The sequence below is a fragment of the Pseudomonas sp. TH41 genome (assembly GCF_016650695.1).
GTDB lineage: Bacteria > Pseudomonadota > Gammaproteobacteria > Pseudomonadales > Pseudomonadaceae > Aquipseudomonas.
Window position 1 is genome coordinate 2,672,121 of record NZ_JAEKFH010000003.1, and the last position, 25,320, is coordinate 2,697,440.

Below are 25,320 nucleotides of genomic sequence, written 5' to 3' on the forward strand. Positions count from 1 at the left end.
CTTCTGTAGGAGCTGCCGCAGGCTGCGATCTTTTGATTTTGTTTTTAAGGGCAAGATCAAAAGATCGCAGCCTGCGGCAGCTCCTACAGGGGGGGCGTGTTCCTTTCCTACTCGCGAGGCCTGCATGTCTTTCGATCTCGCCGCACGCCTTGCTGCTCGTCGTGCCGAACATCTCTACCGCCAGCGCCCATTACTCGAAAGCCCTCAAGGCCCGGAAGTGGTGGTCGACGGGCAACCGTTGCTGGCGTTCTGTAACAACGACTATCTGGGACTGGCCAATCACCCGCAAGTGATCGAAGCCTGGCGCGCCGGTGCGGCGCGTTGGGGAGTCGGCGGCGGCGCCTCGCACCTGGTCATCGGCCACAGCAGCCCGCATCACGCGCTGGAAGAAGCCCTGGCCGACCTGACCGGGCGCCCGCGTGCGTTATTGTTCACCACGGGGTACATGGCCAACCTTGGCGCGGTCACGGCACTGGTGGGGCAGGGCGACACGGTGCTGGAAGACCGGCTCAATCACGCGTCGTTGCTCGATGCCGGTCTGCTGTCCGGTGCGCGCTTCAATCGTTATTTGCACAACGATGCGCACAGCCTGGCCAAGCGCTTGGAGAAGGCCACCGGCAATACGCTGGTGGTCACCGACGGGGTGTTCAGCATGGACGGCGACCTCGCCGACCTGCCGGCGCTGGCTCGCGAAGCGAAAGCCAAAGGCGCGTGGCTGATGGTCGATGATGCTCACGGTTTCGGTCCGCTGGGCGCAAATGGCGGCGGAATTGTCGAGCATTTCGGTTTGAGTCAGGAAGACGTGCCGGTCCTGGTCGGCACCCTTGGCAAGGCGTTCGGCACCGCCGGCGCTTTCGTGGCCGGCAGCGAAGATCTGATTGAAAGCCTGATCCAGTTCGCCCGCCCCTACATTTACACCACAAGCCAGCCGCCGGCGCTGGCCTGCGCGACGCTGAAAAGCCTTGAACTGTTGCGCAGCGAACATTGGCGCCGTGAGCATCTGAAAACGTTGATTCGCCAGTTCCGTCAGGGCGCCGAGCAGATCGGGCTGGCGTTGATGGACAGCTTCACGCCGATCCAGCCGATCATGATTGGCGACGCCGGACGTGCCGTTCGACTGTCGCAGATGCTGCGCGAGCGCGGGCTGATGGTGACGGCGATCCGTCCGCCAACCGTGCCCGCCGGCAGCGCCCGCCTACGTGTGACCCTGACCGCCGCCCACAGCGAAGCGCAGGTGCAGCTATTGTTAAACGGACTGGCCGATTGTTTTGCACAACTGGGACCGGAGCCAAGCCATGCGTGATCGTCTGATTCTGCTACCCGGCTGGGGCCTCGGAATTTCGCCGCTGGAGCCTTTGGCAGCCGCGTTGCAGGGGCTGGATGAGCACCTGCGGGTCGAGATCGAACCGTTGCCAGAATTGGCGTCGAGCAATCTTGAAGAATGGCTCGATGAGCTGGATTCGACCTTGCCTCAGGATGCCTGGCTCGGTGGCTGGTCCCTGGGTGGCATGCTCGCCTCCGAGTTGGCGGCCCGGCGCGGCGATCGTTGCTGCGGCTTGCTGACCCTGGCGAGCAACCCTTCTTTTGTCGCCCATGAGCAATGGCCGAGCGCGATGCCCGGTGAGATCTTCGATGCGTTTCTTGCGGGCTGTAATGCTGATCCGCGCATGACGTTGAAACGCTTCTCGCTGCTCTGCGCTCAAGGCGCCGAAGACCCGCGCGGGTTGTCGCGGCTGTTGCTCGGTGGCGCGCCACACACGGCAACAGAGGTGCTGATGAGTGGCCTGGAGTTGCTCGCCCAACTGGACACCCGCGAGGCATTGCAAGCATTCCGCGGACCGCAATTACATTTGTTCGCCGGTCTCGACGGACTGGTTCCGGCCGAAGCGGCGGGGGACCTGCTGACGTTGCTGCCGGATATCGAAATCGGTCTGATTGAACAGGCCAGTCACGCATTTCTTCTGGAAGACCCCCACGGTGTGGCGGGGGCGATTCAGGCCTTTTTGCACGAGTCCGGTGATGACTGATCTATCCCTTCCCAACCTGCCCGGCGGTTTGCCTGACAAACGCCAGGTGGCAGCGTCCTTTTCCCGCGCGGCGGCGAGCTACGACAGCGTGGCCGAGTTGCAGCGTGATGTTGGCCGCCAATTGTCGAACCGTTTGCCGGAAGAATTTGTGCCGGGTCGTTGGCTGGACCTGGGCTGCGGCACCGGGTATTTCAGTCGTGCGCTAGGTGAGCGGTTTCCGACCGGTCATGGGGTGGCGCTGGACATTGCTGAAGGCATGCTCAATCACGCCCGCCCATTGGGCGGCGCCACGCATTTCATCGCCGGCGATGCCGAGCGTTTGCCATTGCAGGATTCGACCTGCGACCTGATCTTCTCCAGCCTCGCTGTGCAATGGTGCGCGGACTTTGCCTCGGTGCTCAGTGAGGCGCATCGGGTGCTGAAACCGGGCGGTATTTTTGCGTTTGCTAGTCTGTGCGTGGGCACCTTGTTTGAGCTGCGTGACAGCTGGCGTCAGGTGGACGGCATGGTGCACGTCAACCGCTTCCGCGAGTTCGGCGTTTATCAACAGTTGTGCGCGGCCAGCGGTTTAAACGTCGTCAGTCTGGAGAACCGTCCTCATGTGTTGCACTACCCGGATGTACGCAGCTTGACCCATGAACTCAAAGCGTTGGGTGCCCATAACCTGAACCCCGGTCGGCCGGGTGGTTTGACCGGCAGGGCACGCATCCTCGGTTTGATCGAGGCTTATGAGCAGTTTCGTCAGGCCAAAGGTCTGCCGGCGACTTATCAAGTGGTCTACGCCGTTTTGGAGAAACCCTTATGAGCGCAGCCTATTTCATCACCGGCACTGACACTGATGTCGGCAAAACGACGATCGCCGCCGGCCTGCTGCATGCCGCGCGGTTGGCAGGCATGAGCACGGCGGCGGGCAAGCCGGTCGCTTCTGGCTGCGAGGTGACGCCCAAGGGCTTGCGTAACGCTGATGCGTTGGCGTTGTTGGCAGAATGCTCGGTGCCGTTGACGTATGCACAGGTCAATCCGGTGGCGTTCGAACCTGCCATCGCTCCGCATCTGGCGGCGCGGGAGGCGGGCGTGGCATTGACGGTGCAATCACTGTTGACCCCGATGCTGCAACTTCTGGATATGCAGGCCGACTTTACCTTGATCGAAGGCGCGGGTGGCTGGCGCGTGCCGTTGGCGGATCAAGACAACCTGTCGGACCTGGCGATGGCGCTGGATCTGCCGGTGATTTTGGTGGTCGGCGTGCGCTTGGGTTGCATCAACCATGCGTTGCTGACCGCCGAGGCGATTGCTCAGGACGGTTTGCAGTTGGCGGGTTGGGTGGCGAACATTATCGATCCGAAGACTTCACGCCTGGAAGAGAACCTCGCGACGCTCGCCGAGCGAATTCCCGCACCGTGTCTGGGACGCGTACCGAAACTCAAACTGGTGACGGCTGAAGCGGTCGCCGAACATCTGCAACTGGATCTGCTGGACTAGGGTTTTAACTATGGCAAGGCACTGTGCCATTAGTGTTTTTGTCGAGCCTTTTGCTGGCGTGTCTGGTTCAATGGCCGCTGTTGATCCTTCTTAAGGACGAGTTTTCCCATGGAAATCTCAGGAAGCACCGCTTTTTATGCCGGTCTGAGCACTATTCAGACAGGACAGAACCGAGTCGATCAAGCCGCTGGCCAGATCGCCAATACGACGGTTGAGCGCTCAGTGACCAGCCAGTCTTCCGAGGCCCAGGTTGATCGCCTGCGTTCGGTTGATCGCAGCCAGCAGTCGGACCTGACCAGCAATGTGGTCGAGATGGCCCAGGGCAAATTTCAAGTTGAGGCCGGGGTAAAAGTCGCCAAGGCTTCCGATGAAGTGCTCGGCACGTTGATTGATACCTTCGCCTGATCCTTGCTGACATCGCACCTAAAATGCCGCGACCATTCGCGGCATTTTTTTGCCTAAGTCCTTCTCCCGGCTCTAATCTTTCCTGCACCGTCTGTGACTCCGTCAACGGCGGGGAACGGCTGTGGGCGCTGTATTCCCATGACATGATGACGAACGGAAAAAGATCGGCGCTTGACAAGATTTAGGCGTAAACGTATGTTTCAAACAACTGTTTGACCGCACAACAAATCATCGCGGTTGTTTATTCCCGGTTACATCAGCAGAGGTTTATCGCTATGCCTGACTACAAGGCCCCCTTGCGTGATATTCGCTTCGTTCGTGACGAACTGCTCGGCTACGAAGCGCACTATCAGAGCCTTCCGGCTTGCCAGGACGCAACTCCAGACATGGTTGACGCCATTCTCGAAGAAGGCGCCAAATTTTGTGAGCAGGTACTGGCTCCGCTGAACCGCGTGGGTGACATCGAAGGGTGCACCTGGAGCGAGTCCGGCGTTAAAACCCCGACGGGTTTCAAAGAAGCCTACAAACAGTTCGTCGAAGGCGGCTGGCCAAGCCTGGCTCACGACGTAGAGCACGGCGGCCAAGGCCTGCCGGAGTCTCTGGGGCTGGCGGTCAGCGAAATGGTTGGCGAAGCCAACTGGTCGTGGGGCATGTACCCAGGCCTGTCCCATGGCGCGATGAACACCATCTCCGAGCACGGCACGCCTGAGCAACAAGAGGCTTACCTGACTAAACTGGTTTCCGGCGAATGGACCGGCACCATGTGCCTGACCGAACCGCACTGCGGCACCGACCTGGGCATGCTGCGCACCAAGGCCGAACCTCAGGCTGACGGCTCCTACAAAGTCTCCGGCACCAAGATCTTCATCTCGGCCGGTGAACACGACATGGCCGACAACATCGTCCACATCGTGCTGGCGCGTCTGCCGGATGCACCGGCGGGCACCAAAGGTATTTCGCTGTTCATCGTTCCGAAGTTCTTGCCCAACGCTGACGGTTCGATCGGCGCCCGCAACGCGGTGACCTGCGGTTCCCTGGAACACAAAATGGGCATCCACGGTAACGCCACCTGCGTGATGAACTTCGATGCAGCCACCGGTTTCCTGATCGGCCCGGCGAACAAAGGCCTGAACTGCATGTTCACCTTTATGAACACCGCTCGCCTGGGCACCGCGTTGCAAGGTCTGGCGCACGCCGAGATCGGCTTCCAGGGCGGCCTGAAATACGCTCGTGATCGTCTGCAAATGCGTTCGCTGACTGGCCCGAAAGCGCCGGAAAAAGCCGCTGACCCGATCATCGTTCACCCCGACGTACGTCGTATGTTGTTGACCATGAAAGCGTTCGCCGAAGGCAACCGCGCGATGGTTTACTTCACCGCCAAGCAAGTCGATATCGTCAAATATGGCGTGGACGAAGAAGAGAAGAAGAAGGCCGACGCACTGCTGGCGTTCATGACGCCAATCGCCAAAGCGTTCATGACCGAAGTCGGCTTCGAGTCCGCCAACCACGGCGTGCAAATCTACGGCGGCCACGGCTTCATCGCCGAGTGGGGCATGGAGCAGAACGTTCGCGACAGCCGCATTTCGATGCTGTACGAAGGCACCACTGGCATTCAGGCACTCGACCTGCTGGGCCGTAAAGTGCTGATGACTCAAGGCGAAGCGCTGAAAGGCTTCACCAAGATCGTCCATAAGTTCTGCCAGACCAACGAAGGCAACGAAGCGGTCAAAGAGTTCGTCGAGCCTCTGGCTGCGCTGAACAAAGAGTGGGGCGAGCTGACCATGAAGGTCGGTATGGCCGCCATGAAAGACCGCGAAGAAGTCGGTGCGGCCTCGGTGGACTACCTGATGTACTCCGGTTACGCCTGCCTGGCCTACTTCTGGGCTGACATGGCGCGCCTGGCGGCCGAGAAACTAGCTGCCGGCACAACCGAAGAGGCGTTCTACACCGCCAAGTTGCAGACGGCGCGCTTCTACTTCCAGCGCATCCTGCCGCGTACTCGCACTCATGTTGTCACCATGCTGTCAGGCGCTAACAACCTGATGGACATGAAAGAAGAGAACTTCTCGCTGGGCTACTAAGCCTTAACGCAGTTCTTCAAAGAAACCGCTGCTCCTTCGGGAGTGGCGGTTTTTTTTTGCCTTGAACTTGAAACCCCCACTACTGGGGCTCCTTCCCCAGTAAAAACGGTGTCAAGGCACACGCAACGACGCATTGACAGGGCCAGCGCCTGACGGAAGGCCCTATTAACGGTCTGGCAGATTAATTGCAAAACACTTGATAACCGACAGCAAAGCGGAATCTTGTGCTGTTTAATATCAGGGGGAAGCGCATGAACACCTCTCAAATTGTTCGTTTGGCCTGCCTGTTCGTGCTGTCTGTCCAGAGTGCGCTTGGCGCTACGGCTCCAGCGATTAATGTCCCCGCGCTGGACGTACCCGCGTTGCAATCACTGCGCGGCATGACACCGCCGGACCCTTCGGGAACCGAAGGCGGGCGCAAAGTCGACCTGATGACCGACTACGTCCTCAACCGCGGGGCGGCGATTCTGTTGGGCAAGGCGCTGTTCTGGGACATGGAGGTCGGCAGTGACAGCGCCACCGCCTGTGCGTCTTGTCACTTTCACGCGGGCGTCGATCACCGCATCACCAACCAGATCAACCCCGGCCAGGCTCACACTAACGCGAACGTCGCGTCGATCTTCAACAAACCCTTTGTAGCGTCGGATATTCCGGGCGATGTCGCTTCCTACGCGACCCTGTCAGGCGGCAAGGGCGGCCCGAATTACACGCTCAAGAAAACCGACTTTCCAACCCACGTGCTGGCGGATCCGCTGAATCGCAATTCACCCATCCTCTATTCGACGGACGATGTGATCGGCTCGCAAGGCGTGTTCGACGCCAACTTCGTCAAACCGAATCAACCGCGCTTCGACAAGTGCACGCAGCAGCCGGACGGCATCTTTCAGGTGGGCGGCATCAATGTCCGTCGCAGTACCGGGCGTAACGCGCCGTCGGTGATCAATGCAGCGTTCAACGTGCGCAACTTCTGGGATGGCCGGGCCAATAACGTTTTTAACGGTTTCTCCCCGTTCGGTAATCGAGATCCTGACGCCGGGATCTTTGTGACCAGCGATCGCAGTGGCGTTGCGGTGAAGGTGAAACTGGCACTCAACAATGCTTCTGCCGCCTCGCAGGCTGTGGGGCCACCGGGCAGCGCAGTCGAAATGTCTTGCGGCGGGCGGACCTTCGCCGACATTGGTCGACGTATGCTCGACACATTGATGCTCAAGCAGCAGCGGATTTCATCCACCGATTCGGTCCTTGGCCCGGTTTCCGGTGCGCGTCGACCCACCTATCGTGAACTGATCAAGGCAGCCTTCCAGCCTCGGCTGTGGAACGCCACGCAGCAGGTCTCGCTGGGCGGCGCACCGTATAGCCAGATCGAGGCCAACTTTCCGCTGTTCTTCGGGCTGGCGATTCAGATGTACGAAGCCACGCTGATCTCGGATCAGGCACCGCTGGATGCCTATTTGCAGGGAGATCATTCGGCCATGAATGATCAACAGGTACAGGGCATGAATCTGTTCCTCGGCAAGGGCAAGTGTGTCAGTTGCCACGGTGGGGCCGAGTTGACCAACGCTGGCAGCCGTTTGCTGTTTCATCCTCGCGAGCGCATCGAACGAATGGTGATGGCCGACAACCTGACCACGCTCTACGACAATGGCTTTTACAACACAGGTGTGCGCCCGACGTCGGAGGATTTGGCGCTGGGTGGGGCGGACGCGTGGGGCAATCCGCTGTCCTTCACCCGTCAATACAACACCGCACTGAAAGGCGGCAAAGTACCTGACCCGCTGGACGTTGACGTGTGCACGTTTGAAGCCCCCTTGAGCGCGGCGATTCCCTGTGACGCTACGCTCACACCCAATGTCGGTTTCCGTGATGCGGTCGATGGTGCCTTCAAGACACCGACGTTGCGTAACATCGCGTTGACCGGGCCCTATTTCCACAATGGCAGCCGGGCGACACTCAAGCAGGTCATGGAGTTTTACAACCGCGGCGGTGACCGGCGCGGCGAGGATGCGAACAACACCAGTGGATTCGAACACCCTGCCGTGAATCAGCACAATACCTCCAACCTCGATCCGGACATGACCGCCCTGAACCTCACCCCTGATGAAATGGATGCGCTGGTCAAATTCATGGAAGTCGGGTTGACCGATCCGCGAGTCGCGTGGGAGCAAGCACCGTTCGATCATCCATCGCTGGTCCTGCCACAAGGTCACGTCGGTGACGAAAACGCCGTCACGCAACGGCCTGCCAGCCCCAAGATAACGACCCGGCAGGCGCTGGATGCACCTTTGGCGCTCAAACCCACTGGTGCCGAAGGCCGCAGCCTCAGCGAGGGGCCTTTGCAGCCGTTCTATAACGACCTTTGAGGGCGTAATCGGAGTCCATATTGGCGTTACTGGCTGCACCGGTTGCAGTCAGTAACGCGCTCGATAAAAAAATCTGGCAAATCATTCAGAAAATCAGCCAATCGGCCGCTAAAGTGAGGGCACAATGCCATCTATTGCTATGACGGTCGGAGCTCTACCCCTTGCCGCGTTCTTCTGCTGTACGTTTCAGTCATTTTTTGCCCTCATTACTGTTGTTGCTCGCGGGGCTTGCGGCTGCGTACGTGAAAGATCTCAACGTCTTCTTCACCTCGCTGTTCAACGTGCTGCCCACCCTGGTCCTGCTGCTCGGCGGTGCTTACTGCGCGGTTTACCGACGTCAGCGTGAACTGTTTCTGATGGTGACGGTGTACATCGCCTACTTTCTGCTCGACACCCAGACCGACTACTACCGCGACAACGGCAAGGTGCGTGACGACGCCGCCGTGGTGTTTCATTTGTGTTGCCTGTTACTGCCGCTGCTGTTTGGCATATTCGCCGCCTGGCAGGAGCGTACCCATCTGTTTCAGGACATGGTGGCGCGTTTCGCCGTGTTGCTGGCGATCGGCAGCGTTACGCTGGGGCTGGAGCAAAGTTACCCACATGCGCTGTTGATGTGGTTGTCGGAGATCCGTTGGCCCGCCTTGCACGGCGCCTGGATGAACTTGATCCAGTTGTCTTACCCGGTATTCATTGCCTCGTTCGTATTGTTGAGCTGGCAATACTGGCGTAACCCAAGGCCTCTGCACGCTGCGCAATGGGTGGGCCTGCTCGGTTTATTCTGGATGTTACCGAAAACCTTCATCTTGCCGTTCACGCTGAACATCATGTGCAGCCAAGTGATGCTGATGATCGCCGCTGCCGTGGCCCATGAGGCTTATCAAATGGCCTTCCGCGATGAACTCACCGGCCTTCCTGGCCGCCGCGCCTTGAACGAGCGCATGCAGCGGCTAGGGCGCAATTACGTGCTGGCCATGAGCGACGTCGACCACTTCAAGAAATTCAACGACACCCACGGTCACGATGTTGGCGACCAAGTGCTGCGACTGGTTGCCAGCAAACTGTCGAAAATCGGTGGGGGCGGTAGGGCGTATCGCTACGGCGGTGAGGAATTTGCGCTGGTGTTCGCGGGCAAAACCCTTGAAGAGTGCATGCCGCACCTGGAAGTCATCCGTGAGTCCATCGCCACCTACAACATTCAACTGCGCAATCAGGACAACCGTCCTCAGGATGATCAACAGGGGCGCCAGCGCCGCACGGGTTCAGGTGCCTCAAGCGTGTCGGTGACCGTCAGCATCGGTGTTGCCGAGCGCGTGGAGCAGCGTACCCCCGAAAAAGTGCTGAAGTCCGCGGACGAGGCGCTCTACAGCGCGAAGGGCGCCGGGCGAAACTGTGTGGTGGCCTTCGGTCAGACCCGTCGTGGCGCGGTGCGTATGGATGCCGCTGCGGGTTGAGTAATGATGGCGCATTCAGCGTCTGGACTGTGATTGTGGGGCACGGTCGACGGCAGTAGGTTTGAGCAATCTGCTGCCGGAGAAATGACCATGCCTGAGTACAAAGCCCCCCTGCGCGACATGCACTTTCTGATCGACCATGTCTTCGATTTCCATAGCAACTACGCCGCGCTGGGCGCCACTGACGCCAGTCCGGACATGGTCAACGCGATCCTCGAAGAAGGCGCGAAGTTCTGTGAGAACGTTCTCGCGCCGTTAAATCGCAGCTGCGACGAAGAAGGCTGCCATTTCGACAATGGCGTGGTCACCACGCCGACAGGTTTCAAGCAGGCATTTGCACACTACGTTGAAGGTGGCTGGCACGGTCTGGCGGCCGACCCGGTTTACGGCGGCCAGGGTTTGCCGAGTTCACTGGGGCTGGTCATCAGCGAGATGATCGGTTCCAGCAACACCTCTTGGGGCATGTACCCCGGACTGACCCACGGTGCGATGTCGGCGATCCATGCCCACGGCACCGAAGCGCAAAAGCAGACGTACCTGAGCAAACTCACCGCCGGCCAATGGACCGGCACCATGTGCCTGACCGAAGCCCATTGCGGCACCGACCTGGGCATCATCAAGACCCGCGCCGTGCCTGAGGGGGATGGCAGTTACGCGATCTCCGGCAGCAAGATTTTCATCTCGGCCGGCGAGCACGACCTGAGCGACAACATCATTCACCTGGTGCTGGCGAAACTGCCGGATGCTCCGGCCGGCACCAAGGGCATTTCGCTGTTCATCGTTCCCAAGTTCCTACCCGATGCCGAGGGTGAAGCGGGTGAGCGTAACGGTGTTTCCTGTGGCTCCATCGAACACAAGATGGGCATCAAGGCGTCGGCCACCTGTGTGCTGAACTTTGACGAGGCCAAGGGTTTCCTGATCGGTGAGCCGAACAAGGGCCTGAACTGCATGTTCACCATGATGAACCACGCACGCCTGGGCACCGGCATGCAGGGAATGTGTTTGGGGGAGGCGAGTTTTCAGGGCGCGATCAAGTACGCCAATGACCGGCTGCAGATGCGTTCGCTGACCGGCCCGAAAGCGCCGGAGAAAGCCGCCGATCCGATCATCGTTCACCCTGATGTGCGCCGGATGTTGTTGACCATGAAGGCCTTCAATGAGGGCAACCGCGCACTCACCTATTTCACTGCGCAACTGTTGGACGTGGCACATCTGAGCCCGGATGAGTCGGCGCGTCAGGACGCTGAAGACCTGCTGGCGTTCCTGACGCCGATCTGCAAAGCCTTCATGACCGACACCGGGCTGGAAGTGACCAACCACGGCATGCAAGTGTTTGGTGGTCACGGGTTCATTCGTGAATGGGGCATGGAGCAGTTGGTTCGCGACTGCCGGATCGCCCCGATCTACGAAGGCACCAACGGGATTCAGGCACTGGATCTGCTGGGGCGAAAGGTGCTCGGTAGCCAGGGCAAACTGCTGCGCGGCTTTACCAAAATCGTCCACAGGTTCTGCGCGGCAAACGCCGGGCATCCGCAACTCGCCAGTTATGTAGCGCAGCTCAACGACCTGAATCGACAGTGGGGCGAGTTGACCACGCAGGTCGGCATGGCAGCGATGAAAAATCCGGACGAAGTCGGCGCGGCGTCGGTGGATTACTTGATGTACAGCGGCTACATCATCCTCGGCTACTTGTGGCTGCGCATGGCGCTGGTGGCTCAGGCGCAGCTCGATTCGGGCAGTGGTGATGCCGATTTCTGCCGAGGCAAACTGGCAACCTGCGAGTTTTACTTCAAGCGTCTTTTGCCGCGCACCACCGCTCATCGGGCGGCTGTCGAGGCGGGTAGCGATTGCCTGATGAAGCTGCCAGCGGAGCTGTTTGCGCTTTAGTCTTTTAAAACCAGTCACAAAGAAGCCCGCCTGACTGCGGGCTTTTTTTATGACTGAATAGTCAGTGACTAAAGTTTACAAAATGGTCATGGGTTGACCCTATGTGTCGTAAAAGTTGTTGGGGTACACTCCGGCCCAACGAAAGCACCATTCCTACGAATCACCTGTTTAGATCTTACGAGGTTTGCCATGGCTGACTACAAAGCGCCCCTGCGCGATATGCGCTTCGTCCTCAATGAAGTTTTCGAGGTCGCCAAACTCTGGGCCGAGTTGCCGGCACTGGCGGATACCGTTGACGCGGAAACCGTTGAAGCCATTCTTGAGGAGGCCGGCAAGGTCACCAGCAAAAGCATCGCGCCCCTGAGCCGTGCAGCTGACGAAGAAGGTTGCCACTGGGCGGACGGTGCGGTCACCACGCCGGCAGGTTTCCCACAGGCTTATCAGACTTACGCTGAAGGCGGTTGGGTCGGTGTCGGTGGCGATCCGACCTATGGCGGCATGGGCATGCCCAAGGCTGTTTCGGCCCAGGTCGAAGAAATGGTCAACTCCGCCAGCCTGTCGTTCGGTTTGTACCCGATGCTGACCGCGGGCGCCTGCCTGTCGATCAATGCCCACGCCAGCGAAGCGCTGAAAGCGGCGTACCTGCCGAACATGTACGCCGGTGTCTGGGCCGGCTCCATGTGCCTGACCGAGCCGCACGCCGGTACAGACCTGGGGATCATCCGCACCAAGGCCGAACCTCAGGCCGACGGTTCTTACAAAGTCAGCGGCACCAAGATCTTCATCACCGGCGGCGAACACGACCTGACCGAGAACATCATTCACCTGGTACTGGCCAAACTGCCGGACGCGCCGGCGGGGCCAAAAGGCATTTCGCTGTTCCTGGTGCCGAAGTTCATGGTCAATGCCGATGGCAGCCTGGGTGCACGTAACCCGGCGAACTGCGGTTCGATCGAACACAAGATGGGTATCCAGGCGTCCGCGACCTGCGTGATGAACTTCGACGAAGCGGTGGGTTATCTGGTCGGCGAGCCGAACAAAGGCCTGGCCGCGATGTTCACCATGATGAACTACGAGCGTCTTGGGGTTGGTATTCAAGGCCTGGCCAGTGGCGAGCGCTCGTACCAGAACGCCGTTGAATACGCGCGTGACCGTCTGCAAAGCCGTTCGCCGACTGGCGCGCAGAACAAAGACAAAGTCGCTGACCCGATCATCGTCCACCCGGACGTGCGTCGCATGCTGCTGACCATGAAGGCCTCGAACGAAGGCGGCCGAGCCTTCTCGACGTACGTGGCCATGCAACTCGACACGGCCAAGTTCAGCGAAGACGCCACCACCCGCAAACGCGCGGAAGATCTGGTGGCCTTGCTGACCCCGGTGGCCAAGGCGTTCCTGACCGACCTCGGTCTGGAAACCACGATTCACGGCCAGCAGGTGTTCGGCGGCCACGGTTACATCCGTGAGTGGGGCCAAGAGCAACTGGTGCGCGATGTGCGCATCACGCAGATCTACGAAGGCACCAACGGCATTCAGGCGCTGGACCTGGTCGGACGCAAGATCGTCGGCACCGGCGGGGCGTTCTATAACCTGTTTGCTGACGAGATTCGTCATTTCACCGCGACTGCCAGCGCTGATTTGGCCGAGTTCACCAAACCGCTGAACAATGCCGTGACCACACTCGACGAATTGACCGCGTGGTTGCTGGACAAGGCGAAAAACAATCCGAACGAAATCGGCGCGGCCTCGGTCGAGTACCTGCAAACCTTCGGTTATGTGGCTTACGCCTACATGTGGGCATTGATGGCCAAGGCGGCCTTGGGCAAAGAAGCACAGGACGATTTCTACGCGAGCAAGTTGGGCACGGCACGGTTCTATTTCGCCCGCCTGCTGCCGCGCATTCACTCGTTGAGTGCGTCGGTGAAGGCCGGTAGCGAGTCGCTGTTCCTGCTGGACGCTGCACAGTTCTGACAACGTAACGTTATGTAAGCATTCTCCTACATAACGTACTGCTGTTCTCCCATAGAAGCAGATTGGATCCACGGCTAATCTACTGCTCATGGATGTCGCGCAGGAAGCGCAAAGCAACAACACGGACACGTAGGATTCTGCCAGGACGGCGGAGTGAAATGGATGTCAGGGAAACAGTCTGCAAAGCCCCGCTTCGGCGGGGTTTTCTTTTGCCTGCAGAAAAGTGGCCGGGCTCAGCCCATCAAGGGTTTTCGAGCCTCATCCGGTCCGTTCATCACTTCTTCCAACAGCGTGCGCAATAAGGCCAGCGAGGCTTGTTGTCGCTGCACATCGCGACACACCAATCCGACTTTGAGCGGTACCCGTGGCTCGGTCAGCGGTTTCCACAGCAGTTCGTGGGTGTCGAGGGTCTTTTGCGAGCGCCCGGGCAGCACCGTGGCGAGTCGAGTGTGAGGCAGACTGTCGAGAATCCCCGCCATGTTGTTCAGTTCCGCCTGAACGTGTGGGCGTCGACCCAGATTGGCCAGTTGTGCCTGCCAGATCTGCCGCACCTGAAACTCCTCACCCAGCAGCAACATCGGCAGTTCGGCGGCCTGGCTCATCGAGACTTTCTTGAATTCGCGTAACGGGTGGTCTGCCGGGATGACCAGCGTCAACTCATCCTCGTACAGCATCACGCCGTGCAACCCCGGCTGCCGCGGCGGCAGATAGCTGATGCCGATGTCGAGCGAGCCATTGAGCAGGCGCCGTTCGATTTCCAGCCCCGACAATTCGTAGATTTGCACCACCAGATGCGGTTGCGCCTTGCGCACCCGTTCGAGCATCTGCGGCACCAGGCTGCTGTGGACGGTCTGCAATACACCGATGGCCAGCGTGCGCAGCGCCTGTCCCTTGAAATTGCCAAGGGCTTCCCGCGCCCGTTGCAGACCGTCGAGCAATGGCAGGGCATGGTCGTACAGCGTGTGGGCCGCCAGTGTTGGCAGCAGGCGTTTGCTGCTGCGCTCGAACAGACTGACATCGAGGTTCTGTTCAAGGTGACGAATCTGTTGCGACAACGCCGGTTGGGAGATCGAAAGTCGCTCGGCAGCCCGGCCTACATGGCCTTCCTCGTAGACCGCGACGAAATAACGCAGTTGCTTGAAATCCATAAGTAACACTTATCGAAAATGCTGAAAAATCGAAATGGCTGAACGCCTCGCCTGAGCCTAGTCTAACCGCATTCACAAGGCTTACAGGGCCACAGAACGCTATGAATACCGTTTACGTCGGTGGTGTTTACATAGGTAAGGCAAAAAACCTCAGGCGAGGTGTTTTCAATTGAATCTGTTCAGTTTGCGTCGCAATCCACCCAGTCTTGATGACCTGTTCGTGGACCCTACTCAGGCGTCCTGGGGCGATAACCTTAGCAGCGAGTGCCTGATGCCCAGTGTTGAGCGGCCGAAACACATTTTTGTACGTGGCCAAGGCTCCTGGTTGTGGGACAGCGACGATCGCGCTTATCTGGATTTTTCCCAGGGTAGCGGGGCCAATAGCCTTGGACACAGCCCCTCGGTACTGGTCAACGCCATCACGGCGCAGGCGCATTCGCTGATCAATCCCGGCTTCGGCGTACATAACCGCGGCATGCTCAACCTCGCTGAACGTCTGTGCGCAAGCACCGGCAGTGACCAGGCGTACCTGCTCAACAGCGGCAGTGAAGCCTGTGAGGCGGCGATCAAGCTGGCGCGTAAATGGGGTCAACGACATCGCGGCGGCGCTTCGCGGATTATCGTTGCCAGCAAGGGCTGCCATGGTCGTAGTCCGGGGGTGATTTCGACGCCGGACTTCCACCACGTGCCATTCAATGATCTTCGCGCATTGCATGCGGCCGTCGACGCCCAGACCGTCGCGATCATGCTCGAACCCATCCAGAGCTACGCCGGTGTAATCCCCGCCACCGAACATTACCTCAAGGGTGTCGAACGCCTGTGTCGTGAGCTGGGTATCCTGCTGATCTTCGACGAAGTGCAAACCGGCATGGGGCGTTGTGGCACGTTGCTCGCCGAACAGTCCTACGGCGTTCGGGCAGACATTATTGCCCTTGGCAAAGGGCTCGGCGGTGGCGTGCCATTGGCCGCGTTGCTGGCGCGGGGCAAGGCCTGCTGTTTCGACGTCGGCGAAATGATGGGCACCCATCATGGCAATGCATTGATGACGGCGGCGGGGCTTGCCGTGTTCGACAGCGTTCAGGACAAGGGTTTTCTCGACCATGTTAAGGACACCGGTCAGCACCTGCGCGAAGGCCTGGAGCGTTTGTCCAATCGATACGGTCACGGCGAATTACGCGGGCAAGGACTGCTCTGGGGACTGACACTGTCTGAAGATTCGTCTGACGCCGTCGTAAAAGCGGCGTTGTACGAAGGCTTGCTGCTCGATACCCCACAGCCCGATTGCCTGCGCTTTACCCCGGCCCTCACTGTCAGCAAAGCCAACATCGACGAAATGCTCCTGCGCCTGGCCCGCGCGTTTTCCCGTGTACGCACCGCGCAACTGCAGTGCCGCAAAGGGATTGCGGTCTGATCGGACCTTACCTACATACATTCCCGAACCGTCTCGCGGTATAACGCGTCGCCCCACGTTTGATGTTTTCGCGTGGGGCGTTTTTTTGTCCGCGAATTCACATTCGGCGAAGATTCGTACTGAACCCTGACGAACGGCGCGGGTCGATTAGTTGTATGGCTCCCAAGAGCCCACTTCAAATCAGGAGCTGCCCCCATGGACTTTATTCGCATCATCATCGCCATTCTGTTGCCGCCATTGGGTGTGTTTCTGCAAGTCGGTTTCGCCGGCGCGTTCTGGCTGAATATTCTGCTGACGTTGTGCGGTTATATTCCGGGGATCGTGCATGCGGTGTACATCATCGCCAAGCGTTGAGTTCAGCCGCGTCAGATAGATCGCTTTCGCGAGCAGGCTCGCTCCCACACTCGACCGGGTTCTCCTGGTGGAGCACGATTAAATGTGGGAGCGAGCCTGCTCGCGAAGGGGGCGCCACAATTCCAGTACAAAACACAGCCTTCAGTCCGCCAGCTCCATCACCCGCCGATAAAACAACCACTCCTGCTCCAGCGCATGGGCCTGGTTGCCGGCCTTGCGAAAGCCGTGGCGTTCATCCGCGTAATAATGAGCTTCAACCAGCAAGCCGTTACCTTCCAGCGCCGTGACCATGTCCCGCGTCTGTTGCGGCACAACCACCGCATCCAGTTCCCCCTGAAAGAAAATCACCGGCACCTTGATATTGCTCGCGTGCAATAACGGCGTCCGTGCGGCATAGCGCTCGGCATCCTGCACCGGATCGCCAATCAGCCAATCCAGGTAATCACCTTCAAATTTGTGGGTCGACCGGCCGAGCGCAACAGGGTCGCTGACGCCATAAAGACTGGCGCCGGCGCGGAACACGTTGTGGAAGGCCAGCGCGCAAAGGGTGGTGTAACCCCCGGCACTGCCGCCGCGAATAAACGCTTTGTCGCCGTCGATCAACCCGCGTTCGGCGAGATGGGCGACAACCGCGCAGGCGTCTTCCACATCCACCTCGCCCCAACTCAAATGCAGCGCCTGGCGATAGGCCCGGCCATAGCCACTGCTGCCACGGTAGTTGAGGTCCGCGACAGCGAAGCCGCGTTGCGCCCAGTACTGGATGCGCGGATCGAGCATCGGGTAGCACGCTGATGTCGGACCCCCGTGGATAAACACCACCAGCGGCGGTTTCGCATCGCCGTTCATTGCCGGATAGAAGAAGCCGTGGGCCTCACCCGAGCCGCTGGGATAACGCAGGGTTTGCGGGACGCTGATCTGCTCGGCAGGTAACGGTGCAACCCCGCCGGCCAGTACCTTGACCTGTCGGGTATCGCGGTCGATGGCAATGACCGCCGCCGAACTGATCGGCGATGCGGCGATGCAGTAAATGAACTGCTTATCCAGTGCGAGATGGCGGAAACGGCTGTAAGCACCGGTGAAATCTTCATCGGTGTCACCGCAAAGGCTCAGTCGGCCAAACCCGCCTTCGGTCCAGCTTGCCAGATAGCTGCTTTCGCTCAGTGGCAACCAAGTGCTGCCACCCAGCTGCCACGGTGCTGGCCCATGATCAGCAGCGGCACTCGGCAGCGGGCTCAGACCGTTTGCCGATTCCATCCAGGGTTGCCAAAAACTACCGCGATCCGTCAAGCAAAACAGACGGCCGCTGTTATCGAAACGAGGTTGTTGCAGCGACTCCTGAACACTATCGCCAGCCACGCAACGCGATTGAGCAAAACTGCCATCGCTCTGGCGATCGGCAACCATCAGGCGGGTCGCTGTCCATGGCTGATCCGGACGGCTCCATTCGATCCACGCCAAGCGTTGCGCGTCCGGACTCAACGTCGGCGCAGCATAGAAGTCGGCGCCTTCGGCCAGCAGATGACGCCTGCCGTCAGCCAGATCAATAGCCACCAAGCGATGCCGATCACGGTTCTCTTCAACCGCGAGCACCTGTCCATTGGCGAACTGCAGATCGCCGTAGCGGCAATCGCTTGAAGTCAGCACCTCAGGTGTCTCGCCCTTCAGCGATTGTCGATACAGCTGCTGGTCCGCCTCGTTGACGAAAACTATCCCGTCATCGGCCAGACAAAACGCTCCGCCGCCATATTCGTACACCCGACTGCGCACACTGAAGCCCGCCGGTGTCAGGCAATGGGCCTGGCCATCACGCCAATGCCAGATGCGGCAGGCAGCATCCTCGGGACGGTATTCGTTCCAGAACAGGCCATGGCGGCCCAGCTGCAACTCGGCAAAGTCGATACCGGCGGCGACAGCCCTGATGGCGCTGAAAGGTTCAGCTTTTAGCGATGAGTCGTGAGTTTCGTTCATTGCGAAAGGCCAATTGTTTGATGGTCTGGGTCGCGTGCTCGGCTTCTTCGCGGGCCTTGAGGATCACGCCGTGATGTTCTGATTTGCTGCACACCGGGTCGGCGTTGCTCGCATCACCCGTGAGCATGAACGCCTGGCACCGGCAGCCGCCGAAGTCTTTTTCTTTCTCATCGCAGGAGCGGCACGGCTCGGGCATCCAGTCGTAGCCGCGAAAGCGGTTGAAGCCGAACGAGTCGTACCAGATGTGCTGCATGCTGTGGTCGCGCACGTTGGGAAATTGCACTGGCATCTGTCGGGCGCCATGACAAGGCAAGGCAGTTCCGTCCGGCGTGACCGTCAGAAAAATACTCCCCCAGCCATTCATGCAGGCTTTCGGGCGTTCTTCGTAATAGTCCGGTGTGACGAATATCAGCTTGCACGGATGCCCTTCGGCTTCCAGTTTGGCGCGGTATTCATTGGTGATGCGTTCGGCCCGGACCAGTTGCTCCCGGGTCGGCAACAGACCGACGCGATTGAGCTGCGCCCACCCGTAAAACTGGCAGGTGGCGAGTTCGACGAAGTCCGCCTCAAGGGCGATGCACAGTTCGATAATGCGGTCGATCTTGTCGATATTGTGCCGATGGGTCACGAAGTTCAGCACCATCGGATAGCCGTGGGCCTTCACCGCACGGGCCATGTCGAGCTTCTGGGCAAACGCCTTTTTTGAGCCGGCCAGCAGGTTGTTCACTTGCTCGTCGCTGGCCTGAAAACTGATCTGGATATGATCCAGACCGGCCTTTTTGAAGTCGCTGATTTTTTGCTCGGTCAAACCGATGCCGGAGGTGATCAGGTTGGTGTAGAAACCCAGCTTGCGCGCCTCGGCGATCAGTTCCGCGAGGTCTTGGCGCACCAACGGTTCGCCACCGGAGAAACCCAACTGCGCCGCACCCATCTCCCGTGCTTCACGAAAGACCTTGATCCACTGTTCTGTGCTCAGTTCTTTGCCTTGCTCGGCGAAATCCAGTGGATTGGAACAGTAGGGGCATTGCAGCGGACAGCGATAGGTCAGCTCGGCCAGCAGCCACAGCGGCAGGCCGATGTCCGGTTTGGGCGGTAACGTGTCTGACACGGAATCAGGCAAGTTCGATCCAGTGCTGAGCACGGGCGACCTCCATGAATTGCTCGATGTCCTCAGCGAGCTCGGGCACGCCGGGGAACTGCGCGTCCAGTTCGGCAATGATCGCCGAGACGTTGCGTTGGCCGTCGATCAAACCGCCAATCAGCGCGGCGCTTTCATTGAGTTTGATCATGCCTTCCGGGTACAGCAGCACGTGGCCTTTCTGCGCCGGTTCGTATTGGTAACGGTAGCCAGGACGCCAGGTCGGGGTCTTGCTGCGATCGAAACTCATAAAGTGATTCCTTTGTGCCAGACCCGCTGGCCGGTGACGCTGTGATACGGCGGGCGGTTCAGTTCGTAGGCCATGCTCATGGCATCGAGCATGCTCCAAAGAATGTCCAGTTTGAACTGGAGAATTTCCAGCATGCGCTCCTGGCCTTCCCGCGTCGTGTAGTGCTGCAAAGTAATGGCCAGGCCGTGCTCTACGTCGCGTCGCGCCTGACCCAGGCGGGTACGGAAATACGCGTAACCGGCCGGGTCGATCCACGGGTAATGCTGCGGCCAGCTGTCCAGGCGCGATTGGTGGATTTGTGGTGCAAACAGTTCGGTCAGCGAGCTGCTGGCGGCTTCCTGCCAACTGGCCCGGCGGGCGAAGTTGACGTAGGCATCCACGGCGAAACGCACACCGGGCAGCACCAGTTCCTGCGAGCGTAGCTGATCCGGGTCGAGGCCGACGGCCTGGCCCAGACGCAGCCAGGCTTCGATACCGCCGTCTTCACCAGGGGCACCGTCGTGGTCCAGCAGACGCTGAATCCACTCGCGACGAACCTCCCGGTCCGGGCAGTTGGCGAGGATCGCGGCGTCCTTCAGGGGAATGTTCACCTGATAATAGAAGCGGTTGGCGACCCAACCCTGGATCTGTTCGCGGGTCGCCCGGCCTTCATACATCGCCACGTGGTAGGGGTGATGGATGTGGTAGTAGGCACCCTTCGCTCGCAGGGCGGCTTCGAAATCGGCGGGGGACATTGCGGTGTCAGTCATTTCGGTTCTCCGGGAACAACCGCTAGATTCTGTGGTGTCTGGTCTGATGTCTTCGCGAGCAGGCTCGCTCCCACATTGGAATGCGATCCCCTGTGGGAGCGAGCCTGCTCGCGATAGACCGCGCAGCGGTCTCGATGTCCTACAACACAATACTCATGCCGTCATACGCCACTTCAACATCCCGCCGAACCAGCTCGGCGCGCTCCGGCGAATCCTCATCGAGAATCGGGTTGGTGTTATTGATATGGATAAGCACTTTGCGCGGTTGTGGCAGTTGTTCCAGTACCTCCAGCATGCCGCCGGGGCCGTTCTGCGCCAGGTGGCCCATTTCCCGGCCAGTGCGGGTGCCGACGCCACGGCGTTGCATTTCGTCGTCATCCCACATCGTGCCGTCGACCAACAGGCAATCGCTGCTGGCCATGATGTCCAGCAGTGGCGCATCGACCTTGCCCAGGCCCGGCGCATAAAACAGTTTGCCACCCGTGTTCAGGTCTTCGACGATCAGGCCGATGTTGTCGCCCGGGTGCGGGTCGAAGCGGTGCGGCGAGTAGGGTGGTGCGGCGCTGCGTAGCGGTAACGGGGTGAACCGCAGGTTCGGGCAGGCCGGGATGATGAAACTGCGGTCGAGCTCGATGCGGTTCCAGGTCAGCCCGCCGTTCCAGTGGGTCAGCATGGTGAACAGCGGGAAGCCGGTGCTCAGGTCTTCATGGACCATGTCAGTGCACCAGACCTGATGCGGGCAACCTTCACGCAGACTGAGCAGGCCGGTGGTGTGGTCGATCTGGCTGTCCATCAGGATGATCGCGCTGATGCCGGTATCGCGCAGGGCTCGGCCCGGTTGCATCGGGGCGAAGCCCTGGAGTTGAGCGCGGATGTCCGGCGAGGCATTGCACAGCACCCAGTTCACGCCGTCATCGGAAATCGCGATGGACGACTGGGTCCGCGCCTGGGCCCGCAGGGTCCCGCTGCGAAAACCTGCGCAGTTCACACAGTTGCAGTTCCACTGGGGGAAACCACCGCCGGCGGCGGAACCTAGAATCTGGACAAACATGGGTGCTCCATCTTTTCAACGCTGTAAATAAAAACGCCTCGGCAAACCGAGGCGCTGGACCAAGCTTTCTACCTGACGGCAGAACTCAGCGGCTTGCGAAGTACATGGTGACTTCAAAGCCGATACGCAGGTCGGTGTAAGCAGGTTTGGACCAGGACATGGGAGCGCTCCTTCAGGTGATGGGACAGTTGTGATCTATACATATAGTCCACCTCCAGCCGGAGATGTTCAGATAGTTAGGTGGCTATGTTACTCAAAACTACAGCGTGCTCGCCCGTGAAACTTTGAGAAAGCTCATTGCAGCGTCGGTAATGATCATTTTGTCACTTGCCAGGACGTGTTCGGGCAAGGCCCGCTGGCCAGGCAGCGCCAACCGCCCTCGGCGTGATTCAGACGTCGGACCGCGGCCACTAGCGCCGAGCGATCGATGAGTAGAATCGCCTGGGGCAATTGCATCAGATAATCCGACGAGTGGCCGGCCAATTTGCCCTGCCACAGCAGCTCGGCGGCCTGTGTATCAGGCAGCGCCGCGCTATCGAATTGATTGGCCAGTGCCTGGCGCTGGCCGTTGAAAGTCACGTCATCGATGTTGTCGATCATCCCTTCCAGGCCCCGCAGGAAATGTTCGATATGTCCCAGCAGGTCCAAAGTGGCGACGCCGGGTGATTGCACACCAAACACAATCCCGGTCTGGCCATGGATCTGGCGCAGGCCGCTGAATACGGCATAGCCCAGTTGCATCTCCACTCGCAGGCGCTGATAGAACGGCGTCTGACACACATGAGCGAGTAAACGCCAGGCGGCTTCATCGGCCATATCCAGGCTAGCGGTCGGACAGAAGAGCAGCAATGCATGTTCGCTGGAATCCACATCGAGTTGGGTCCAGAGGCGTTGTGAGTTGATCGAGAGGGCAGGCAACGCTTGAATACCCGCAGTACCGGGCATGCGGCTCAACGCAAACGCCATCGCCGCTTGAGTCTGCGCCGACAGGCCGGTCGCCAGACCCTCCCAGCGTGCACTGGACCAGAGCTGCTGCAAATCATCAGAGACAGCCGTGGGCGCCAGACAATAATCGGGCAGGGCCTTCAGCAGTTGTTTAATGGGCAACAGCGCAGTGCTTTTCGATGCTTCTGGTGAGAAACCGGCATCAGCGTTTGTCAGTTCTTTCAGTGCATGTTCGAGGACTGTTGGCATCGGCTCCTGCAGCCCGGTCATTTTGAGCAGCCACTCATTGCCTGATGCACTGAAGGAAAAATCCACGCCTGCCTGGCGAGCCTCTTCACGCAATGGTTGCAGGCGGTTTTCCAGGCTCGATTGCAGGCGTGGGTGAGGTTTGGACTCGAGTCGCCAACGCAGGTAAATCGCACCGTCAGCCGTGTTATCCGACAAGGCCTGATTGAACTGCATCGAAGAGTTTTCGCGACGGCTGCGCGAGCGATCCTGGGCAAATGTGCGCAGACCCCGGTGTTTGCTGGTTTGGCCGCGAATCAGCCCGGCGCTGGGCGCGGGTGTCTCGGTGCGTAAAAACGGATTGGGTGTCGGCAATTGCCATTCGCTGCTGAAGTTATCCACAGCGCCGATTTTAATCAGGATGTCCTTGAGTGCGACAACGCCCGTTTCGGATAGCCCGGCTTCAATCTGCTCCATGTCTTGTTGGGCCCGTTGCAACGCAGCGCTGACTTGCCGTTGGCGCTGGAGCACGGCGGCGTATTCTTCGCGCAGGTTTTCCCAATCGTGATGTGAGGCAAAAAAACCCAGCCAATCCAGAAGCCGTTCTTGAATCACCTTCGCGGGTTGAGTCGTTGCGAATTCGATGTGCAGCAAGGCTTGCCCGGCGAATTGATACAGCGGCACGGCTTTGAGGCTGTCAGCCAAACCGTCCTCTCGCAGTTTCGCCAGCAGCCCGCCAGACTTTGCGGCATTCAACCAATGACACAGAAATGCTAATGCTTGCGTCGATGACTCAGGCAGCGCTTCGAACGTGAACAGAAGATCGAGGCGCCGCTCGTTCACCTGTTGATAACTGGTTGCAGCAGACGCCATCAGCCGCGTAGGCGTTTGTTGCGGGACATCTTCCCCTACAGGAATCGCAGCGCCAAAGCGCTGAGCCATCGCCGTCAACTCATCGAGACTCTGCGGGCCGACGAGGCTCAAGGACATCTGGCCGGTTCGATAAAACCGCTGATAAAACTCGTCCAGCGCTTGCTGAAATTCAGATCGAAGCACCGGCAGACTGTCGCGGTTGCCGGCATGAAACCCGCGCAAGGGGTGAGCAGGCGAAAGCCCATCGAACAAGGCCAACTGCTGTTGCGCGTTAGCGTCTTGCGACCAGGCGACAAACTCAGCGTGCAGCACTTCCCGTTCCCGCTGCTGATCGTCCAGGTTCATGCGCGGATGAGCGAGCATGTCTGACAGACGCTCCAGCCCGCCGCTAAAGGCGAGAGGTGGCAGTTCGAAAAAGAAGTCGGTGGTGTGTTCGCGGGTCCGCGCGTTCACCTGCCCGCCATGCCCCTGAACGTAGGCCATCAGCGCGTTGTCGGCAGGAAAGCGCTCTGTACCCAGAAACAGCAGATGCTCAAGAAAATGCGCCAGACCGGGCCACGCCAATGACACATCGTGACTGCCAGCGTAAACCCGTAACGCGGCAGCGCAACGCTTCAACTCGGGAACGTGACGCAGCGTCACCCGCAGGCCGTTGGCCAGGGTTTCAGTGCAGGGGCGAGGGTGATTCAGCGCAGGCATGAGCACTTCCAGTACAGAGAAGCGCTAATGCTAGCGGATAACGGTGTATCAGCGCTTGTTCAGCTCGCTGTAAAGCTCGGGACGGCGGTCGAGAAAGTAGCGATTGGCGGCGCGGGAATCGATCATCAACTGGCGATCGAGTTCGCCAACAATCAATGCTTCATCCAGACCTGCCTGGGCGATGCGGTTGCCATCCGGCGCAGCGATGCTGCTCTGGCCGCAGTAGTGGATTTCGCCTTCGTGGCCACAGTAGTTGGCATACGCCACGTAGCACTGGTTTTCGAACGCCCGGGCACGGACGGTGACGTCGGCGATAAAGTCGTAGGGAATCATGTTCGCCGTCGGCACCAGAATCAGCTCGGCGCCGGCCAAAGCCAGGCGCCGGGCGTTTTCCGGGAACTCCAGGTCGTAACAGATCAGGAATCCAAGCGTCCAGCCATTGAGCTCTACCAGCGGAAAGTCATCCCCGCCTGCGCTGAACATCGAGTGATCGAGCTCGCCGAACAGGTGAGTTTTGCGGTAGTTGCACAGGCGCTCGCCGTTGGCGTCGATCAACTGCACGGCGTTGTAGATTTGCCCGTCTTCGGTGCGCTCGGGGTAGCCATATAAAATGGCGATTCCGGTGGTCTTGGCGATGCGCGCGATCTGCTGCGCCGATTCACCGTCGTGCACCTCAGCCAGCACGCTGACGGCATCGACGCCGATGTTGTAGCCGGTCAGGAACATCTCCGGCAGCACCAGCAAATCTGCGCCCTTGGCCTCCAGCGCCAGTTGATGCAGGCGTTGCAGGTTGCCAGCGACATCCAGAGGCAGCGGTGGACATTGGTAAAGGGCTACGCGCATTTCGG

General features: G+C 59.5%; 21 protein-coding genes. 12 read left to right on the plus strand and 9 right to left on the minus strand.

The window, feature by feature from the left end:
* The first annotated feature begins 124 nt into the window (after positions 1 to 124).
* The 10 genes from bioF to JFU37_RS14890 all read left to right on the plus strand — a co-directional run bounded on the left by bioF (position 125) and on the right by JFU37_RS14890 (position 13,661).
* Positions 125 to 1,303, plus strand: a complete 1,179-nt coding sequence (gene bioF / locus JFU37_RS14845) for an 8-amino-7-oxononanoate synthase (protein ID WP_201115981.1) — start codon at positions 125 to 127, stop codon at positions 1,301 to 1,303.
* Complete coding sequence (locus JFU37_RS14850; protein ID WP_201115982.1) at positions 1,296 to 2,027, plus strand: alpha/beta fold hydrolase; 732 nt, start codon at positions 1,296 to 1,298, stop codon at positions 2,025 to 2,027. Before bioF ends, JFU37_RS14850 begins: the two co-directional genes overlap by 8 nt.
* A complete protein-coding gene (gene bioC / locus JFU37_RS14855) occupies positions 2,020 to 2,832 on the plus strand; it encodes a malonyl-ACP O-methyltransferase BioC (protein WP_201115983.1) in 813 nt (270 codons plus the stop codon). The genes JFU37_RS14850 and bioC overlap by 8 nt, the downstream gene beginning before the upstream one ends.
* A complete protein-coding gene (gene bioD, locus JFU37_RS14860; protein WP_201115984.1) occupies positions 2,829 to 3,509 on the plus strand; it encodes a dethiobiotin synthase in 681 nt (226 codons plus the stop codon). The genes bioC and bioD overlap by 4 nt, the downstream gene beginning before the upstream one ends.
* Positions 3,510 to 3,617: 108 nt before the next feature.
* Entirely contained in the window at positions 3,618 to 3,914 is a 297-nt protein-coding gene (locus tag JFU37_RS14865) for a pyrroloquinoline quinone biosynthesis protein PqqE (RefSeq protein WP_201115985.1), read from the plus strand.
* 275 nt (positions 3,915 to 4,189) lie between these two features.
* Positions 4,190 to 5,995 (plus strand): phenylacyl-CoA dehydrogenase, encoded by a 1,806-nt coding sequence (locus tag JFU37_RS14870; RefSeq protein ID WP_201115986.1) that lies wholly within the window; start codon positions 4,190 to 4,192, stop codon positions 5,993 to 5,995.
* Positions 5,996 to 6,246: 251 nt separating this feature from the next.
* Entirely contained in the window at positions 6,247 to 8,355 is a 2,109-nt protein-coding gene (locus tag JFU37_RS14875) for a cytochrome-c peroxidase (protein WP_201115987.1), read from the plus strand.
* Positions 8,356 to 8,516: 161 nt separating this feature from the next.
* A complete protein-coding gene (locus JFU37_RS14880) occupies positions 8,517 to 9,806 on the plus strand; it encodes a GGDEF domain-containing protein (RefSeq protein ID WP_201115988.1) in 1,290 nt (429 codons plus the stop codon).
* Between the two features lie 90 nt (positions 9,807 to 9,896).
* Entirely contained in the window at positions 9,897 to 11,693 is a 1,797-nt protein-coding gene (locus tag JFU37_RS14885) for an acyl-CoA dehydrogenase C-terminal domain-containing protein (RefSeq protein WP_201115989.1), read from the plus strand.
* A gap of 189 nt (positions 11,694 to 11,882) precedes the next feature.
* Positions 11,883 to 13,661 carry an acyl-CoA dehydrogenase C-terminal domain-containing protein gene (locus JFU37_RS14890; RefSeq protein ID WP_201115990.1) on the plus strand — a complete coding sequence of 593 codons (1,779 nt, stop codon included), beginning with the start codon at positions 11,883 to 11,885 and terminating at the stop codon, positions 13,659 to 13,661.
* A gap of 233 nt (positions 13,662 to 13,894) precedes the next feature.
* Here JFU37_RS14890 and JFU37_RS14895 read toward each other — a convergent pair whose 3' ends face one another.
* Entirely contained in the window at positions 13,895 to 14,809 is a 915-nt protein-coding gene (locus JFU37_RS14895; protein WP_201115991.1) for a LysR family transcriptional regulator, read from the minus strand.
* A 169-nt stretch (positions 14,810 to 14,978) separates the two neighbouring features.
* On the opposite strand from JFU37_RS14895, the gene JFU37_RS14900 reads away from it, so the two are divergent.
* Positions 14,979 to 16,220: an aspartate aminotransferase family protein gene (locus JFU37_RS14900; RefSeq protein ID WP_201115992.1), complete on the plus strand. Its 1,242-nt coding sequence runs from the start codon at positions 14,979 to 14,981 to the stop codon at positions 16,218 to 16,220.
* A gap of 195 nt (positions 16,221 to 16,415) precedes the next feature.
* Positions 16,416 to 16,574, plus strand: a complete 159-nt coding sequence (locus JFU37_RS14905) for a YqaE/Pmp3 family membrane protein (protein ID WP_007904205.1) — start codon at positions 16,416 to 16,418, stop codon at positions 16,572 to 16,574.
* Positions 16,575 to 16,715: 141 nt separating this feature from the next.
* Here JFU37_RS14905 and JFU37_RS14910 read toward each other — a convergent pair whose 3' ends face one another.
* The 8 genes from JFU37_RS14910 to JFU37_RS14945 form a co-directional block, all read right to left on the minus strand.
* Entirely contained in the window at positions 16,716 to 18,542 is a 1,827-nt protein-coding gene (locus tag JFU37_RS14910) for a S9 family peptidase (RefSeq protein WP_201115993.1), read from the minus strand.
* Positions 18,508 to 19,650, minus strand: coding sequence for a pyrroloquinoline quinone biosynthesis protein PqqE (pqqE, locus tag JFU37_RS14915; protein WP_201116500.1), 1,143 nt, complete (start codon positions 19,648 to 19,650; stop codon positions 18,508 to 18,510). Before pqqE ends, JFU37_RS14910 begins: the two co-directional genes overlap by 35 nt.
* A gap of 4 nt (positions 19,651 to 19,654) precedes the next feature.
* Positions 19,655 to 19,930, minus strand: coding sequence for a pyrroloquinoline quinone biosynthesis peptide chaperone PqqD (gene pqqD, locus JFU37_RS14920; protein WP_201115994.1), 276 nt, complete (start codon positions 19,928 to 19,930; stop codon positions 19,655 to 19,657).
* Positions 19,927 to 20,679 (minus strand): pyrroloquinoline-quinone synthase PqqC, encoded by a 753-nt coding sequence (pqqC, locus tag JFU37_RS14925; protein WP_201115995.1) that lies wholly within the window; start codon positions 20,677 to 20,679, stop codon positions 19,927 to 19,929. Before pqqC ends, pqqD begins: the two co-directional genes overlap by 4 nt.
* 139 nt (positions 20,680 to 20,818) lie before the next feature.
* Positions 20,819 to 21,730: a pyrroloquinoline quinone biosynthesis protein PqqB gene (pqqB, locus tag JFU37_RS14930; protein WP_201115996.1), complete on the minus strand. Its 912-nt coding sequence runs from the start codon at positions 21,728 to 21,730 to the stop codon at positions 20,819 to 20,821.
* Positions 21,731 to 21,815: 85 nt separating this feature from the next.
* Positions 21,816 to 21,890, minus strand: coding sequence for a pyrroloquinoline quinone precursor peptide PqqA (gene pqqA, locus JFU37_RS14935; protein WP_009045898.1), 75 nt, complete (start codon positions 21,888 to 21,890; stop codon positions 21,816 to 21,818).
* A 155-nt stretch (positions 21,891 to 22,045) separates the two neighbouring features.
* Entirely contained in the window at positions 22,046 to 24,472 is a 2,427-nt protein-coding gene (gene pqqF, locus JFU37_RS14940) for a pyrroloquinoline quinone biosynthesis protein PqqF (RefSeq protein WP_201115997.1), read from the minus strand.
* 48 nt (positions 24,473 to 24,520) lie between these two features.
* Positions 24,521 to 25,315: a carbon-nitrogen hydrolase family protein gene (locus JFU37_RS14945; RefSeq protein ID WP_201115998.1), complete on the minus strand. Its 795-nt coding sequence runs from the start codon at positions 25,313 to 25,315 to the stop codon at positions 24,521 to 24,523.
* Positions 25,316 to 25,320: the final 5 nt, after the last annotated feature.

Coding starts and splice junctions, on each gene's coding strand:
- bioF (WP_201115981.1), top strand. CDS start 125: ATGTCTTTCGATCTCGCCGCACGCCTTGCTGCTCGTCGTGCCGAACAT.
- JFU37_RS14850 (WP_201115982.1), top strand. CDS start 1,296: ATGCGTGATCGTCTGATTCTGCTACCCGGCTGGGGCCTCGGAATTTCG.
- bioC (WP_201115983.1), top strand. CDS start 2,020: ATGACTGATCTATCCCTTCCCAACCTGCCCGGCGGTTTGCCTGACAAA.
- bioD (WP_201115984.1), top strand. CDS start 2,829: ATGAGCGCAGCCTATTTCATCACCGGCACTGACACTGATGTCGGCAAA.
- JFU37_RS14865 (WP_201115985.1), top strand. CDS start 3,618: ATGGAAATCTCAGGAAGCACCGCTTTTTATGCCGGTCTGAGCACTATT.
- JFU37_RS14870 (WP_201115986.1), top strand. CDS start 4,190: ATGCCTGACTACAAGGCCCCCTTGCGTGATATTCGCTTCGTTCGTGAC.
- JFU37_RS14875 (WP_201115987.1), top strand. CDS start 6,247: ATGAACACCTCTCAAATTGTTCGTTTGGCCTGCCTGTTCGTGCTGTCT.
- JFU37_RS14885 (WP_201115989.1), top strand. CDS start 9,897: ATGCCTGAGTACAAAGCCCCCCTGCGCGACATGCACTTTCTGATCGAC.
- JFU37_RS14890 (WP_201115990.1), top strand. CDS start 11,883: ATGGCTGACTACAAAGCGCCCCTGCGCGATATGCGCTTCGTCCTCAAT.
- JFU37_RS14895 (WP_201115991.1), bottom strand. CDS start 14,809: ATGGATTTCAAGCAACTGCGTTATTTCGTCGCGGTCTACGAGGAAGGC.
- JFU37_RS14905 (WP_007904205.1), top strand. CDS start 16,416: ATGGACTTTATTCGCATCATCATCGCCATTCTGTTGCCGCCATTGGGT.
- JFU37_RS14910 (WP_201115993.1), bottom strand. CDS start 18,542: ATGAACGAAACTCACGACTCATCGCTAAAAGCTGAACCTTTCAGCGCC.
- pqqD (WP_201115994.1), bottom strand. CDS start 19,930: ATGAGTTTCGATCGCAGCAAGACCCCGACCTGGCGTCCTGGCTACCGT.
- pqqC (WP_201115995.1), bottom strand. CDS start 20,679: ATGACTGACACCGCAATGTCCCCCGCCGATTTCGAAGCCGCCCTGCGA.
- pqqB (WP_201115996.1), bottom strand. CDS start 21,730: ATGTTTGTCCAGATTCTAGGTTCCGCCGCCGGCGGTGGTTTCCCCCAG.
- pqqF (WP_201115997.1), bottom strand. CDS start 24,472: ATGCCTGCGCTGAATCACCCTCGCCCCTGCACTGAAACCCTGGCCAAC.
- JFU37_RS14945 (WP_201115998.1), bottom strand. CDS start 25,315: ATGCGCGTAGCCCTTTACCAATGTCCACCGCTGCCTCTGGATGTCGCT.